Raw genomic sequence first — 15,365 nt, 5'->3', positions numbered from 1 at the left:
TTTAACACATTGCTCTAGCGAGGTGCAAAAGCCACTAAAAGCCAGAGCACACTGGTGCCGATAGTAAAAATTACATATTCCAATCGTTGCTCAAACCTTTTTTCGGGATCGTCGCTACTAGACGGAAAAATAATTAATACCGAGCAAATTAGCGCTGACAATAACAACAGTAGCTGCGCGGTAAATAGCAAAGCAGGGCCCATTATCGCTAATAAATTTGTCATTATTTTACTCGTCTATGCTGCGTAATAACGCATTAATACCCACTTTAGCCCGGGTTTGCGCGTCCACTTTTTTCACAATAATGGCAGCATACAAGCTGTGGCTACCGTCTTTTGCAGGGATAGTGCCTGGGACAACTACTGCTCCTGCGGGTACGCGGCCATAGGTGATTTGGCCGGTTTCGCGATCGTAAATCCGAGTGCTTTGGCTGATATAAACACCCATCGATAATACTGCACCTTCTTCAACAATAACGCCTTCTACCACCTCAGAGCGCGCACCGATAAAACAATTATCTTCAATAATGGTTGGATTGGCTTGTAACGGCTCTAATACACCGCCGATACCAACGCCACCAGATAAATGCACATTTTTACCAATTTGGGCGCAGCTGCCTACGGTAGCCCACGTATCGACCATTGAACCTTCGCCCACATAGGCGCCAATGTTCACATAAGAAGGCATCACAACCACATTTTTACCAATGTAGCTACCACGACGTACTGCGGCAGGTGGCACAATACGCACGCCATCGGCCCGGAATTGTGCATCAGTATAAGCCGCATATTTCATAGGCACTTTATCAAAGAAACGGTTTTCCGCGCCATCCATCACTTCGTTATCATTGATCCGAAACGAGAGTAACACCGCCTTTTTCAACCACTGATGTACGACCCATTCTCCAGCAATCTTTTCGGCTACGCGAGCGCTGCCGTTATCCAACATCGTGAGCACTTGCTCAACGGCTTGCTTTAGCTCAGCGCTAGCTGTTTTAGGCGTAATATCAGCGCGTTGTTCAAATGCGGTTTCAATCAGGTTTTTTAAATCAGACATCGGTTTATTTAGCCTTCTGTTTGCTGTGAGAGTTGTTCGATCAAACTACGCTTTAACTGGCTTTGTTGCTCAGGAGTTAAAGCATCGTCTTGATCATTGGAAATTAAGAAAAAGTCTTCGGCACGTTCGCCAATAGTGGTAATTTTCGCGGCATGAATATTCACACCACATTGCTGAAAGACCTGACCAATATCGTACAGTAAGCCAGGCGTATCTAAGGCGGCCATTTCTAACATAGTACGATGCTTGGTATTCCCCGGTAAAAATACAACTTTAGGGGGAACGGTGAATTGTCGCATTTGCCGAGATAAACGCGGTTTTTGCCGCGAAAAATCTGGCTTGCCGGCAATAAATTGCTCTAAGGCTTTTTTGATGCTTTGTTGTCGAGAAGGGGAAGTAACGGCCTCGCCGTTTTGCTCCAATACCACAAAGGTATCCATCGCAAAGCCGTCTTTGTTAGTCATTATTTGCGCATCAAAAATATTCACTTTTTTACTGTCTAGCGCGGCCACCATGCGGGCGAATAACCCCGGTTGATCTTTGGTATACACAAAAACTTGGGTGCCGCCTTTAATCGCCGCTTTACTCACTAATACCAGCGGTTCATCGGTGTTTCTGTGGCGTAAAATATGCTCACAGTGCCACACAATTTGTTTCGGGCTATAACGGGCAAAGTAATCCGCTTTGATCCGGCTCCACAAGTGCAGTATTTCACTTTCGATAAAAGTTTGCTTAATCAGCAATGGCAGCGCTTCGGCTTGGTGTTCACGGATCAGATCGCGTAAGTCCATGGGTTTTTCCAAACCGCGACGAAACGCTTTTTGCGTGGCTAAGAACAGTTCACGTAATAAGGAACCTTTCCAATCATTCCACAAATTATCATTGGTGGCGCGAATATCGGCTAATGTTAGGCAATATAAATAATTTAAGCGGGTTTCATCGCGAACTTTCTCGGCAAATTCTGCTACCACTTGAGGATCATGAATATCGCGTCGCTGCGCGGTTACTGACATCAGCAAGTGATGCTCCACTAACCATGCAATCAGTTTGCTGTCAAATTCACTGAGTTTATGCAGTTTGGCAAACTCGCGCACATCCATTGCGCCCAATTCAGAGTGATCGCCGCCGCGCCCTTTGGCGATGTCGTGGAAAATGCCTGCCAGATACAACAATTCTGGCTTTTCCATTTTTTTAACGATATCACTGCACAGGGGAAACTCACTTTCGTGTTCGGGCAAGCTGTATTTATACAGATTTTTTAAGAGGCGATGGGTATGTTCATCCACGGTGTAAGCGTGGAAGAGATCAAATTGCATCTGCCCTTCAATATTGCGCCACTGCGGTAAATAGGCGGCCAAAATACCGTAGCGATGCATCAGCGTAATGGCTTTATCCATACCGCGTGGATGGCGTAACAAGGTTAAGAATAATTGGCGACAGGCTTCGTAATCTTGCAAATCACCCATTAAACGTCGCCGAACCTGGCGAATTAAGCGGATCGTGGTGGAGTGCACGCCGGTAATATTAGAATTATTCGCAATATGCCAGAATAGCCGAAGCAGGTTGTCGCGCCGTGCAAAAACGGCATTATCGCTGGCTTTAATTAAATGGCCATGCAGTTCAAAGTAATCATCTAACTGACTTACTTTGACTGTTTGCTGCGAATTTAAAATACTGCCTTCAAAATGCTGCAATAGCATCTCGTTTAACTCGCTGACACGCTGGACTGTACGGAAAAATCGCTTCATCATCCGTTCAACAGAGGCTTTACCGTCGGCGCCAAACCCTAAACGATCTGCGGCAGCGGGCTGATAATCAAACAAAATGCGGTTTTCATTCCGCCCCGCTTCTAAATGCAGGGCAAAGCGCATTTGCCATAAATACGCTTCACACTCCATCAGCTCTTGGTATTCATCTTCGGTCAGATACTGATAGGCCACTAACTCCCGCATGGTGCGGGTATTAAAGTGCTTTTTGGCCACCCAGCCAATGGTTTGAATATCCCGAAGGCCACCGGGGTTGGCTTTTAAATTGGGTTCTAGATTGTAAGCGGTACCATGATACTGCGCATGGCGTTGTTGTTGCTCATGCCGTTTGGCTTGAAAAAAGGCTTGGCTACTCCAAAAGTTATCAGCCATCACGGCTTGCTGTAGCTCATTAAACAGCGTTTTATTGCCGGTGAGTAGACGCATTTCTAATAAGTTAGTCGCGATAGTAATGTCGTCTTTACCTAGGCTGAGGGTTTCTTTATAGGTGCGAACACTGTGGCCGACCTCTAAACGTAAGTCCCACAGCAAGGTTATAAAGCGCGAAATAGCCTCTTGTTGCACACTACCTGGTCTCTTATCAACCAATAACAATAAGTCAATGTCAGAACAAGGATGCAGCTCGCCGCGGCCATAACCGCCTACGGCAAGTAAACTGATACTTTTATCTTTCGCTAAATCACAGTGTTGCCAGAGTTCCAACAAAACGTCATCGACGAAACGTGCCCGCGCTTTAACCAGCGTATTAATCGGTTGGCTATGAAAGGCACGCGCTTGAAACTCTTGAAAATCAGCAAAGTGCTTTTTATAGCCATCAAGGGAGTAATGGTCGGGCAGCGGGCGGTTAAAACTCAGGGCCTGGGTCACATGTTACTCCTTAAAAGGGCTTATTCTGCGATAACAATACGATCAATAGTATCATCGCTACGTAAGGTAAGAATTTCGCAACCGGTATCGGTGACTAAAATAGTGTGTTCAAACTGTGCTGATAGACTGCGATCTTTAGTTACAACGGTCCAGCCATCTTTGAGTAACTTGCTATGGCGGCCACCGGCATTGACCATCGGTTCTATGGTTAAACACATACCGCTTTTTAACACTTCGCCAGTACCCGGTTTACCGTAATGTAGCACTTGCGGCTCTTCATGAAACACGGCGCCGATACCATGACCACAATACTCACGGACAATAGAATAACTGTGTTTTTCAGCGTGTTGCTGAATAACAAAACCAATATCACCTAAGCGTGCGCCATCTTTCACTTTTTTGATGCCTAAGTACATGGCTTCTTGTGTTACTCGAATTAGCCGTTCGGCCATAATGCTCGGTTTACCGACCACAAACATTTTCGAGGTATCGCCATGATAGCCATCTTTAATTACCGTGATATCAATATTGATGATATCACCGTCTTTTAAGGCTTTGTCGTTTGGAATGCCGTGGCAAATAACCTGATTCACTGAGGTACAAATAGACTTTGGGAAGCCGTGATAATTAAGTGGCGCAGGGATTGCCTGTTGCACATCAACAATATAGTTGTGGCAGATGGTGTTAAGCTCATCCGTGGTAATACCCGCTTGTACGTGCGGCTCGATCATTTCTAGCACGTCGGCGGCTAAACGGCCGGCAATACGCATTTTTTCAATTTCGGCCAAGGTTTTGATCGGTGCTGTCATGCCTGCTCTCTCTTGTAAATCTATCCAGTAGCGACTGCTGTAAAATTACACATTTCATTGTGTTTGCGAGCTTACTATGGTATAAAGCGCGCCGCAATTTCGTAATTTGCATTGTACCCTAACTTAACGCTGTAGGTCTGTAGCTTTACAGAATTTCTCGTGATAAGTAATAACGTCTTTGCTTAGCGGATTGCATTAACCTTAATTAAATAACACACATGCATCGACACATATTCCGGGGTGCTAAAACGACAGTTTTAGTCGGCATATGGGATGCATGGAGGCCTAACCCCTTAACAGGAAAATATATCATGGCAAAAGTTTCTATGCGCGACATGCTCCAAGCGGGCGTTCACTTCGGTCACCAAACTCGTTACTGGAACCCAAAAATGAAGCCATTCATTTTCGGTGCTCGTAACCGTGTTCATATCATCAACTTAGAACAAACTGTTCCTATGATGAATGACGCCTTAGCGTTCATCCAGCAAGTATCTGCAAAAAAAGGTAAAATCCTGTTCGTAGGTACTAAGCGCGCAGCCTCAGAAGCAATCAAAGAAGCCGCAATTAATGTTGACCAGTTCTACGTAAATCACCGTTGGTTAGGTGGTATGTTAACTAACTGGAAAACTGTGCGTCAGTCAATCAAGCGCTTAAAAGATCTTGAATCGCAAAGCCAAGACGGTACTTTCGACAAGCTGACTAAAAAAGAAGCTTTAGACCGTACGCGTGAGATGGACAAGCTGGAAAAGAGCTTAGGCGGTATTAAAGATATGGGCGGCTTGCCAGACGTGCTGTTCGTTATCGATGCTGACCACGAACACATTGCTATCAAAGAAGCCAACAACCTGGGTATCCCTGTGGTATCAATCGTTGATACTAACTCAGATCCTAAAGGTGTTGATTACGTAATCCCTGGTAACGACGACGCTATCCGTGCTATCCAGTTATACCTGGGTGCGGTAAGCCTAGCGATTCAGGAAGGTCGTGACAAAAACATCGAAGTGCAAGCTGAAGCTGAAGCCTTCGTTGAAGCAGAATAATTTTTCTGTCATCAGCTGCGCTTAATATTACCAGCTGAAATACAGGATCACTTTGCAACAGGGGCGTAAGCCCCTGTTTGTCTGAACTCAATTACGAGGAAGCACTCATGGCTGTAACTGCCGCTTTAGTAAAAGAACTGCGCGAGCGCACTGGCGCTGGCATGATGGATTGTAAAAAAGCATTGGAAGAGACCGCGGGTGACATCGAAGCGGCAATCGACGCGATGCGTAAAAGTGGCTTAGCCAAAGCTGCCAAGAAAGCTGGCCGTATTGCTGCTGAAGGTGTTGTTATCACCCGTGTTGCTAACGGTGTTGGTATTGCTATTGAATTTAACTGTGAAACTGACTTCGTAGCACGTGATGCGAGCTTCTTAGCCTTTGCTAACAGCGTAGCTGATTTAGCACAAGCACAGAACATCGACAGCGTAGAAGCCTTATTGGCCGCTGATTTGAACGGTACCTCTGTTGAAGATACCCGTGCGACTTTAGTTGCTAAAATTGGTGAAAACATCAACGTACGTCGTATTGCCAAAGTTGCTGGCGCGGTAATCGGTCAGTACATTCACTCTGGCCGTATCGGTGTATTAGCCGTGTTAGAAGGCGGTAACGAAGAGATCGCGAAAGACGTTGCGATGCACGTTGCTGCTAACAACCCAAGCTACGTTAACCCAGAAGATGTATCTGCTGAAGTGGTTGAGCGCGAGCGTCAAATTCAGATCGATATCGCGGTGAACTCTGGTAAGCCACAAGAAATCGCTGAGAAGATGGTTGCGGGCCGCATGACGAAATTCACGGGCGAAGTGAGCTTAACAGGTCAACCGTTCGTGAAAGATCCGTCAATCACGACTGGCGAATTCTTAAAGCAAAATTCTGCTAAGGCTGTTTCTTTCATTCGCTTAGAAGTAGGCGAAGGTATTGAAAAGAAAGAAGAAGACTTCGCTGCTGAAGTTGCTGCGCAAATCGCTGCGGCTAAAAAGTAATTTGCACTTTAGCAATGCACTGAAAAACGTTAAAATAACCGCGACTTCCGTCGCGGTTTTTTTTTGCCCGACCAATATAATGAGCCTAATGGGGTAACTATGAGCACCAATCCAAAACCAACCTACCGTCGCATTCTACTTAAACTTAGCGGTGAAGCCCTAATGGGAGATGAAGGCTTTGGTATTGATCCCAAAGTGCTAGATCGTATGGCGCAAGAAATTAAAGAATTGGTTGAGCTTGGCGTACAAGTAGGTATTGTTATCGGCGGCGGTAATATTTTTCGCGGTGAAGGCTTAGCGAAAGCGGGGATGAACCGCGTCGTAGGCGATCATATGGGCATGTTAGCTACTGTGATGAACGGCTTAGCCATGCGTGACGCACTGCACCGTGCTTACGTAAACGCGCGGATGATGAGTGCTATTCCCTTAAATGGTGTTTGTGACAATTATAGCTGGGCAGAAGCGATTAGTTTGTTAAAATCAGGCCGAGTTGTCATTTTTTCTGCGGGCACCGGTAATCCATTTTTTACTACCGATTCTGCAGCATGTTTGCGCGGTATTGAAATTGAAGCCGATGCCGTGTTAAAGGCGACCAAGGTTGAAGGTGTTTACTCTGCCGATCCGGTTAAAGATCCGACCGCTACACTCTACAGCCAACTTACCTATAATGAAGTGTTAGATAAAGAGTTAAAAGTAATGGATTTGGCTGCGTTTACCTTAGCACGCGATCATAATTTACAAATTCGGGTGTTCAATATGAACAAACCCGGTGCGTTGAAGCGGGTGATTATGGGCGAAGAAGAAGGTACAGTCATCGACCACGCTGAAAATTTACAGTAAACTAGTGCTTTGCGTTACTGTTGCATAAACAAAAAAGGATAACGATCGTGATTAACGACATTATTGCTGATGCTAAAATCCGTATGGATAAAAGCGTTGATGCCCTTAAAGTTCAATTAACTAAAGTTCGCACCGGCCGTGCGCATCCCAGTTTATTGGATAGTATTCAAGTGTCTTACTATGGTGCAGATACACCTTTACGTCAGGTCGCTAACGTATCCGTTGAAGACTCGCGTACTTTAGCCATTACCGTATTTGACAAAAGCCTGACACAAGCCGTTGAAAAAGCCATTATGATGTCTAACTTGGGATTAAACCCCATGTCTGCTGGTACGGTTATTCGTGTGCCTCTACCGGCGTTAACCGAAGAACGTCGTCGTGATTTAGTCAAGCATGTTCGTGGTGAAGCTGAAGGTGGCCGTGTTGCCATTCGTAATATTCGTCGCGATGCGAATTCTGATTTCAAAGCACTGTTAAAAGACAAAGAAATCAGTGAAGATGATGAGCGTAAAGCTGTAGATGAAATTCAAAAACTCACCGACATTTTTGTAAAAAAAGTGGATGACGTGCTGGCTGAAAAAGAAAAAGAGCTGATGGAAGTCTAATCCTAGACCATCCCGTCCCAATTTTTACCAGGTTCGCATTTAGTAACTGCTCCGTAATTAATAAAGCGCCGTGCCAGTCCAACTTCGCGGCGCTTTTTTGTTATAAGTAGTGGAACCCAACGCGTTAACTTAGCACTAAACATTTTCACGTCAAATTGGACAGATAACACTGATGACAGTAGGACCAACGCTGAAACAGCAAGTATTGCCACAACATGTGGCGATTATCATGGATGGTAATGGCCGCTGGGCTGAGCGTCGTGGCAAGCCACGCGTTTGGGGCCATAAAAAGGGCGTTGAAGCCGTCAGGCGCAGTGTCAGTTTTTGCCGTGAGTTAGGTATTCCTTCATTAACTTTATTTGCATTTAGTAGCGAAAACTGGCGTCGTCCAGAAGAGGAAGTGAGCACGTTAATGCAGTTGTTTTTGTTAGTGCTGCAAAAAGAAGTAAAAGCCTTACACAAAAATGATATTCGTTTAAAAATTATTGGTGATTTATCGGCATTTAGCCCAAGCCTGGTGCAAAGTATAAGAAAAGCAGAAGCGCTAACCGCCGATAACAAAGCCATGACGTTAAATATTGCCGCGAATTACGGTGGCCGTTGGGACATTGTTGCTGCAAGCAAGCAATTGGCGCAGCAAGTACAACAAGGTACACTGCAAGTAAGTGAAATTAATGAAGCGCTATTTGCCCAGCAAGTGCAAATGGCCGAGCAACCTGAGCTAGATTTGTTGATTAGAACGGGCGGTGATTTGCGGATAAGTAATTTTTTACTCTGGCAAGCCGCTTATGCCGAACTGTGGTTTACTGACACCTTATGGCCCGATTTTGATCAGCAAGTGTTTTCTGATGCCATTGCTACCTTTGTGAATCGCGAGCGGCGTTTTGGCTGCACCGGTGCGCAGATCAGAGAGCTCGCTGCTGAAAATAAAGGATAATAATATTGTTTAAGCAACGTGTTTTGACAGCGTTAGTTTTGGCGCCTTTGGCGCTATGTGCGGTGTTTTATTTACCCTTGATGGGGTTTGCCATCATTCTGTCCTTGGCATTTTTACTCGGTGCATGGGAATGGAGTGGGTTTTGTGGGCTAAGTAAACGCCGTTTACGTGCCGGGTATGTGGTTACTACCGCAGGTATTATGGCGTTGTTTTATGCGCTTACCCCCTTAACCGGCGAACTATCCTCTAATACCCTTTTGCTCAGTATGTTGTTATTGGGTGCGGCATGGTGGATAGTGGCCATTATTTTAGTGTTAAGTTTTCCGCGAAGTCAGCGTTTATGGGCTAGCAGTGATTGGCGACGTGCTTTAATGGGCTGGTTTACCTTATTACCTGCCTGGGCTGCGTTATTGTTTATTCGTGGATTCGATTACGATACTTCGCCTTTTTATGGTGCTTGGCTTATTTTTGCCTTACTGGGCTTAGTGTGGGCCGCCGATATTGGTGGTTATATTGTGGGCAAACCTTTTGGGCGGACTAAATTGTTACCTAAAGTTAGCCCTGGCAAAACCCTTGAAGGCATGTTGGGCGGATTAGTACTGGTTATCATCGTTGTTACTGGATTAATGTTCTGGTTAGATTGGCCAGGTCAAGCTGAGCACTGGTACATTGCTGCGGTATTACTTACCGTGTTATCGGTCTTTGGCGATCTGAGTGAGAGCATGTTTAAACGGGTCGCCGGTAAAAAAGACAGTGGTATATTTTTACCCGGCCACGGTGGTATTCTCGATCGCATCGACAGTTTAACTGCCACTGCGCCGTTATATGCATTGCTGTTAGCGTTTTTGGGTAAACAGTTTTTATGAAACAAGTTGTTGTACTGGGCGCGACCGGTTCAATTGGTTGCAGTACCTTGTCGGTGTTGGCAGAGCATCCTGAAAAGTTTGCGGTGTTAGCACTTACTGCGGCTACGGGGGTCGATAAGCTATTTGCGCAATGCGTGCAAGTTAAACCCCGTTTCGCGGCCATGTTAGATGCTTCAGCAGCTTTGCAGCTTGCACACAGATTAAAAAGTGCAGGCTTAGCAACGGAAGTGCTTAGTGGCACAGAAGGGCTCATCGCGCTTGCTGCGCACCCTGACGCTGATATTGTTATGGCGGCCATAGTGGGGGCAGCTGGCTTACTGCCCACGTTAGCAGCTGTTGAGCAGGGCAAAACGGTATTACTGGCGAATAAAGAAGCCTTGGTAATGACCGGCGAACTGTTTATGCATAAAGTTGCGCAGCATGGTGCTACCTTGCTGCCAATTGACAGCGAACATAATGCGATTTTTCAGTGCTTACCTTTACCTTTGCAGCAAGCTGGGCACCGTGCCAGCTTACCCGATTTTGGCATTGCCCGTTTATTATTGACAGGCAGTGGTGGGCCATTTTTAACGCGCCCTTTAAATACCTTTGCCGATATTACTATTGCGGAAGCTGTGGCGCATCCTAATTGGAGTATGGGGCATAAAATTTCTGTCGACAGTGCGACCATGATGAATAAAGGCTTAGAATTTATCGAGGCCCGTTGGTTGTTTAATTGTACGGCGGCAGATATTCAAGTCGTCATTCACCCGCAAAGTATTATTCATTCTATGGTGCAATATACGGATGGTTCAGTATTAGCGCAGTTAGGACAACCTGATATGCGCACGCCTATTGCACATGCTCTAGCATTTCCTGAGCGGATGAGCAGCCCTGCTAAACCCCTCGATTTTTTCGCACTACCGTCCTTTACGTTTTCGGCACCTGAGCCGGCACGTTATCCAAATCTCTATTTAGCCATAGCGGCGTGTGCTGCAGGACAAGGGGCCACGACGGCCTTAAATGCGGCCAATGAAGTTGCTGTAGCTGCTTTTTTAGCGGGTAATATTCCTTTTACGGCGATTAGCCTAGTAAACGAACGTTGCTTGGATCGTTTCGTAAGCTATCAGGCAAGCGCCTTGGATGATATATTAGCACTCGATACCGAAACACGCGCATATGCACGTCAGCTGTTGGGAGCGTTATGATGTCGGCTTTTCTGTGGAATGCACTGAGTTTTATTGTTGCCCTAGGGATTTTAGTCACGGTTCATGAGTTTGGTCACTTTTGGGTAGCTCGCAAAAATGGCGTCTTTGTAAAGCGTTTCTCAATTGGTTTTGGTAAGGCGTTGGTGCGCTGGCGTGATAAACATGATACTGAGTTTGTTATCGCTGCTATCCCCCTCGGCGGTTATGTGCAGATGCTGGATGAGCGCACGGATCCGGTGTTGCCTAAATATCAAAACTTGGCGTTTAACCATAAAAGCGTGTGGCAACGTATTTCTATCGTGGCTGCTGGTCCTGCCGCTAATTTTATATTTGCTATTTTCTTGTTATGGATCATGTATTTGGTTGGTGTTCCAGAAGTCAAACCTGTTATTCAAACTACGCAGACTACCTCTATCGCCGCGGCTGCAGGCATCATTGAAAATGAACAGATTTTAGCGGTAAATGGGCGAGCAGCACGTGATATTCGTACGGCGAATTTATTACTTGTTGAGCAGTTGGGTCGAGCTGAAATCCGCTTAACGTTGCTACATCGCGAGAGTTTGCAAGTTAGAGAGGTGGTGCTAGATACCCGTGCATGGCAGTTTGATCCCGAAAAAGAAGGCGTCTTTACAAGCCTAGGTTTAAATTTATTGCAACCGCAAGCCACCAGCACGTTGGCGTTAGTCACGCCCGGTTCGGCGGCTGAGCAAGCCGGTTTACGTGCTGGTGATACGATCCTAGTGATTGACAACGAACCCATTACCCGTTGGGAACAAATTGATCGCATTATTAAAAATAGTCCAGAAACGACGCTTCGCCTTGAAGTGCAACGGGATAACGAGATTATCATAGTTCAGGCAACGCCAGCGCTGAGCCAACATGCTGATGGGTTTAGCCAAGGATTGTTAGGCATTGTGCCAATGGCATCGCCATGGCCAGAAGATTTGCGCTATATCCAACGTTATGGCATCTTTGCAGCCGCAAAAGAAGGGATCGATCAAACCTGGCAATTAACACGTCTCAGTTTTTCCATGGTCGCAAAGTTATTAACGGGTGATGTGTCGGTAAAACATTTGAGTGGTCCAATTGCGATTGCTCAAGGCGCTGGCACTACAGCCAGTATGGGGTTAATTGCCTTTTTATCTTTTATGGCACTAATAAGTGTTAATTTGGGTGTTATCAATTTATTGCCGCTGCCTATTTTGGATGGCGGCCATTTAATGTATCTTGTGGTGGAACTAATACGCGGTAAACCTGTCTCTGAGAGAGCGCAGGAAATAGGTTTTCGCTTCGGTGCTTTAGTCCTGCTGATGTTAATGGGAATTGCGCTGCTCAACGATATTTCTCGTTTGTAATAAACTAATCATAAGTAGTTCAAATAATGACAATTAAACGATTAGTAGCTGCGATGTTGCTTGCTACAGGCAGTAACTCGGTGCTTGCTGAAGAATCATTTACCGTTCAGGATATTCAGGTTGAAGGCCTGCAACGTGTCGCACTTGGTGCGGCCTTAAATAACCTGCCGTTTAACATTGGTGATACGGTGACCGATTTCACATTATCACGAAGTGTTCGTACACTTTACGGTGCCGGACACTTTGATGATATTCGTGTATTCCGCGATGGTAATACCGTGATTTATCGCCTGCGCGAACGGCCAACCATCAATAATATTGAGTTTGATGGTAATAAAGATATTAAAGATGAACAGTTAAATGAAAGTTTGTCTGGAAACCGGATCCAGGTGGGGGAACCACTGGATAAGACCATTCTGAAAAATATCGAAAATGGCTTAACGGAATTTTACCATGGTGTTGGTAAGTACCAAGCCAAGGTTGAAGTTAAAGTAACGTACTTACCGCGTAATCGGGTTGACTTAAAATTTGAATTTGAAGAGGGCGATGCTGCTTCTGTTCGGCAAATCAATATCGTGGGAAATCAGTTATTTTCCAATGAAGAATTATTGAATGTCGTTGAGTCAAAGCAAGATATGCCGTGGTGGCGTTTTTGGACCTCTGATCGTTATCAAAAACAAACCTTACAAGGCGACTTTGAAAAGATCAACAGCTACTACCTCGATCGGGGTTACCTGCGTTTTAATATCGATTCTTCGCAAGTTGCGGTAAGCCCAGACAAAACCGCTGTTTATGTCACCATGAATGTGACAGAAGGCGAGCAGTATAAAATCAGCGACATTAATTTTGTTGGCGATTTGATCGGTCAAGACGAGTTTATTCGCTCTATTTTACCGTTAGAAAAAGGCCAATTATATAATGGCGCTTTAGTTACCTTTACTGAAGAAAGTATTGCCCGCCTATTAGCGCGTTTTGGGTATGCTAACTCTAAAGTAAGAACCATTCCGAATATTAACGATGAAACCAAGGAAGTTGCACTGACGATAAGTGTCGATCCTGGTAAACGCGTTTATGTGCGTCGTATTGATGTAAAAGGTAATGTTAATACGCGCGATGAAGTGATTCGTCGTGAGCTGCGGCAAATGGAAGGGGCTTGGTTATCCAATGATTCATTGGAGCTGTCTAAAGAGCGTTTACAACGATTAGTTTATATCGAGAAAGTTGACTTTGCTACGTCTCCGGTACCCGGCGTTGATGATCTGGTGGATATTGGTTTTACCATTAAAGAGCAACCGTCAGGCAGCTTTAATGCGGGGGTGTCTTACGGCAGCTTCCAAGGTTTATCTTTCCAGATTGGTGTTGAACAAAATAACTTTATGGGCTCAGGGAACTCTGCCGGCATAAACTTAAATACCAGTAAGTTCCAAAAAGGTATTACGTTAAGTTATACCGATCCCTACTTTACCTTGGATGGGGTAAGTTTAGGTGGGCAGGTTTTCTACTCTGATTTAGATTACAGCTCCTTATCATCAAATTTGGAAGCCTATAATCAGCAGCGTTATGGTGTGGGCGGTAACATTGGTTACCCTATCAACGAATATAATCGACTGAATTTTGGTGCAAACGTTTCAGTTAACAAAATCAAATCGATCAATGAGTATGATCAGCTCCGCCATTTCCGTGCCGTGTTGTTAGATGCACAAAACCCGGACGGTGGTTATAACTTTACCAACTTTGAGTTAAGCACCGGTTGGCTGCACAGTACGTTAAACCGCGGTTTATTCCCAACGGCAGGGCGTATGTTTAGCTTATCACTGAGGGCAACTACGCCAAACTCGGATCTGCAATACTTCAAAACAAACTTTGAAGCACAGCAGTATATCCCATTAAGTAATGATCATCAGTGGTCCTTCCGTACTAAGTTAGAGCTTGGATATGGTAACGGCTATGGCAATAAAAATGGGTATGATTATACCTTACCCTTTACTGAGAATTTTGTAGGTGGGGGACAAAACTTACGTGGTTTTGAAAACCGTATTATCGGCCCGCATGCTATTTTCCGCTCAGCCAATTCTATCCCTGGGGTGCCTGATCCGTTTGGTGGTGGTACGAATTTCCCTTCTGATCCTGACAATGATATCTATCAGGTATCGCAGCGCTCGATTGGGGGGAATGCGTTAGCCATGCTGACATTGGAATTAATTACGCCAACGCCATTCTTGGGTGAGGAAAACCGTAATTCTGTTCGTACCAGTTTATTTGTTGATGCGGGTAATGTCTGGGATACAGAATTTGATATTAATCGTTATGCCAATTTGGTACAGTTGCGCCAGAATGATCGAGAGCCATTGCTTATCGATTATTCTGATCCCAGCTTAATTCGGGTTACTGCAGGGGTATCAGTGCAATGGATATCACCTATGGGACCACTGACCTTCAGTCTGGCGAAAATTATTAAAAAGTATGAAGGCGATTTGCAAGAGAACTTTAGTTTCAATATCGGTACAACTTTCTAGAACATGATAGGAATCAAGATGTTTAACAATAATGTATTTAAATCTGCTGTTTTTGTTGTTGCAACCATGTTTTTCGCAGGTGTTGCGCAAGCCAAGGAAGTTAAAATTGGTTTTGTTGATGTATCCGCTGTTGCTGCCAGCATTCCACAATCGCAACAAGTACAGGAAAACATCCGTACGGAATTTGCGGCAAAGATTGCTGAAGTGAATAAACTTGAAACCGATATTAATTTTAATATCGAAAAATTGCGCCGTGACGGCCCAACGATGAGCGAGAAGCAGCAACAAGAGTTAACGGCTTCGGTAAATAAACAGCGCGAGCAATATGAAAATTTAGCCCGTCCTTTGGATGAGCAAATTCGTCAGCGTCAAACGGAAGAGCGTAATCGCATTCTGGGGATGATTAAAGTGGCAATTGACGTAGTTGCTGAACGTGAAAAATTTGATGTGGTGTTAAACGCTAATGCGGCTGTTTATGCCAAACCAGAATACGATTTGTCTGAAAAGGTGATCGAGCAGGTTGGTAAGGCGAACTAATAAC

The 15,365-nt window shown here is 45.0% G+C and carries 14 protein-coding genes; 10 read left to right on the top strand and 4 right to left on the bottom strand.

All coding sequences use genetic code 11. From position 1 onward, the window contains the following. Nucleotides 1-14: 14 nt before the first annotated feature. The 4 genes from IE070_RS02185 to map are packed head-to-tail and all read right to left on the bottom strand — an operon-like array spanning nt 15 to nt 4,498. Entirely contained in the window at nt 15-224 is a 210-nt protein-coding gene (locus tag IE070_RS02185) for a hypothetical protein (protein WP_189479980.1), read from the bottom strand. Nucleotides 225-228: 4 nt separating this feature from the next. After that, nucleotides 229-1,056, bottom strand: a complete 828-nt coding sequence (dapD, locus tag IE070_RS02180) for a 2,3,4,5-tetrahydropyridine-2,6-dicarboxylate N-succinyltransferase (RefSeq protein WP_189479979.1) — start codon at nt 1,054-1,056, stop codon at nt 229-231. Between the two features lie 8 nt (nt 1,057-1,064). Beyond that, nucleotides 1,065-3,689 carry a [protein-PII] uridylyltransferase gene (gene glnD, locus IE070_RS02175; RefSeq protein WP_189479977.1) on the bottom strand — a complete coding sequence of 875 codons (2,625 nt, stop codon included), beginning with the start codon at nt 3,687-3,689 and terminating at the stop codon, nt 1,065-1,067. Between the two features lie 20 nt (nt 3,690-3,709). Then, nucleotides 3,710-4,498, bottom strand: coding sequence for a type I methionyl aminopeptidase (gene map, locus IE070_RS02170; RefSeq protein ID WP_189479974.1), 789 nt, complete (start codon nt 4,496-4,498; stop codon nt 3,710-3,712). A 311-nt stretch (nt 4,499-4,809) separates the two neighbouring features. On the opposite strand from map, the gene rpsB reads away from it, so the two are divergent. From rpsB to IE070_RS02120, 10 genes are all read left to right on the top strand, one after another. Next, complete coding sequence (rpsB, locus tag IE070_RS02165) at nt 4,810-5,538, top strand: 30S ribosomal protein S2 (RefSeq protein ID WP_189479972.1); 729 nt, start codon at nt 4,810-4,812, stop codon at nt 5,536-5,538. A gap of 107 nt (nt 5,539-5,645) precedes the next feature. Next, nucleotides 5,646-6,518, top strand: coding sequence for a translation elongation factor Ts (gene tsf / locus IE070_RS02160; RefSeq protein WP_189479969.1), 873 nt, complete (start codon nt 5,646-5,648; stop codon nt 6,516-6,518). 99 nt (nt 6,519-6,617) lie between these two features. Further along, nucleotides 6,618-7,358 (top strand): UMP kinase, encoded by a 741-nt coding sequence (gene pyrH, locus IE070_RS02155; protein WP_189479967.1) that lies wholly within the window; start codon nt 6,618-6,620, stop codon nt 7,356-7,358. Between the two features lie 47 nt (nt 7,359-7,405). Further along, nucleotides 7,406-7,963, top strand: coding sequence for a ribosome recycling factor (gene frr, locus IE070_RS02150; protein ID WP_189479966.1), 558 nt, complete (start codon nt 7,406-7,408; stop codon nt 7,961-7,963). 172 nt (nt 7,964-8,135) lie between these two features. Then, nucleotides 8,136-8,900, top strand: coding sequence for a polyprenyl diphosphate synthase (gene uppS, locus IE070_RS02145; RefSeq protein WP_189479964.1), 765 nt, complete (start codon nt 8,136-8,138; stop codon nt 8,898-8,900). Nucleotides 8,901-8,923: 23 nt separating this feature from the next. After that, a complete protein-coding gene (locus IE070_RS02140; protein ID WP_229796891.1) occupies nt 8,924-9,766 on the top strand; it encodes a phosphatidate cytidylyltransferase in 843 nt (280 codons plus the stop codon). Beyond that, nucleotides 9,763-10,953 carry a 1-deoxy-D-xylulose-5-phosphate reductoisomerase gene (gene ispC, locus IE070_RS02135; protein ID WP_189479959.1) on the top strand — a complete coding sequence of 397 codons (1,191 nt, stop codon included), beginning with the start codon at nt 9,763-9,765 and terminating at the stop codon, nt 10,951-10,953. Before IE070_RS02140 ends, ispC begins: the two co-directional genes overlap by 4 nt. Beyond that, nucleotides 10,953-12,308 carry a sigma E protease regulator RseP gene (gene rseP, locus IE070_RS02130; RefSeq protein WP_189480100.1) on the top strand — a complete coding sequence of 452 codons (1,356 nt, stop codon included), beginning with the start codon at nt 10,953-10,955 and terminating at the stop codon, nt 12,306-12,308. Before ispC ends, rseP begins: the two co-directional genes overlap by 1 nt. Nucleotides 12,309-12,334: 26 nt before the next feature. Next, a complete protein-coding gene (gene bamA, locus IE070_RS02125; protein WP_189479957.1) occupies nt 12,335-14,824 on the top strand; it encodes an outer membrane protein assembly factor BamA in 2,490 nt (829 codons plus the stop codon). A gap of 18 nt (nt 14,825-14,842) precedes the next feature. Next, the gene (locus IE070_RS02120) at nt 14,843-15,361 is read left to right on the top strand and encodes an OmpH/Skp family outer membrane protein (protein WP_189479955.1); all 519 of its coding nucleotides are present in this window, start codon (nt 14,843-14,845) and stop codon (nt 15,359-15,361) included. Nucleotides 15,362-15,365: the final 4 nt, after the last annotated feature.

This window comes from Alishewanella tabrizica (genome assembly GCF_014652375.1).
Lineage (GTDB): Bacteria > Pseudomonadota > Gammaproteobacteria > Enterobacterales > Alteromonadaceae > Alishewanella > Alishewanella tabrizica.
The sequence above is the reverse complement of the archived record's forward strand: the minus strand, read 5'-3'. Positions and strand labels throughout refer to the sequence as shown.

What these genes read in the sequence shown, in the direction of transcription:
- rpsB (WP_189479972.1), top strand. Translation starts at nt 4,810, where the DNA reads ATGGCAAAAGTTTCTATGCGCGACATGCTCCAAGCGGGCGTTCACTTC.
- ispC (WP_189479959.1), top strand. Translation starts at nt 9,763, where the DNA reads ATGAAACAAGTTGTTGTACTGGGCGCGACCGGTTCAATTGGTTGCAGT.
- uppS (WP_189479964.1), top strand. Translation starts at nt 8,136, where the DNA reads ATGACAGTAGGACCAACGCTGAAACAGCAAGTATTGCCACAACATGTG.
- IE070_RS02185 (WP_189479980.1), bottom strand. Translation starts at nt 224, where the DNA reads ATGACAAATTTATTAGCGATAATGGGCCCTGCTTTGCTATTTACCGCG.
- dapD (WP_189479979.1), bottom strand. Translation starts at nt 1,056, where the DNA reads ATGTCTGATTTAAAAAACCTGATTGAAACCGCATTTGAACAACGCGCT.
- IE070_RS02120 (WP_189479955.1), top strand. Translation starts at nt 14,843, where the DNA reads ATGTTTAACAATAATGTATTTAAATCTGCTGTTTTTGTTGTTGCAACC.
- bamA (WP_189479957.1), top strand. Translation starts at nt 12,335, where the DNA reads ATGACAATTAAACGATTAGTAGCTGCGATGTTGCTTGCTACAGGCAGT.
- pyrH (WP_189479967.1), top strand. Translation starts at nt 6,618, where the DNA reads ATGAGCACCAATCCAAAACCAACCTACCGTCGCATTCTACTTAAACTT.
- rseP (WP_189480100.1), top strand. Translation starts at nt 10,953, where the DNA reads ATGTCGGCTTTTCTGTGGAATGCACTGAGTTTTATTGTTGCCCTAGGG.
- tsf (WP_189479969.1), top strand. Translation starts at nt 5,646, where the DNA reads ATGGCTGTAACTGCCGCTTTAGTAAAAGAACTGCGCGAGCGCACTGGC.
- map (WP_189479974.1), bottom strand. Translation starts at nt 4,498, where the DNA reads ATGACAGCACCGATCAAAACCTTGGCCGAAATTGAAAAAATGCGTATT.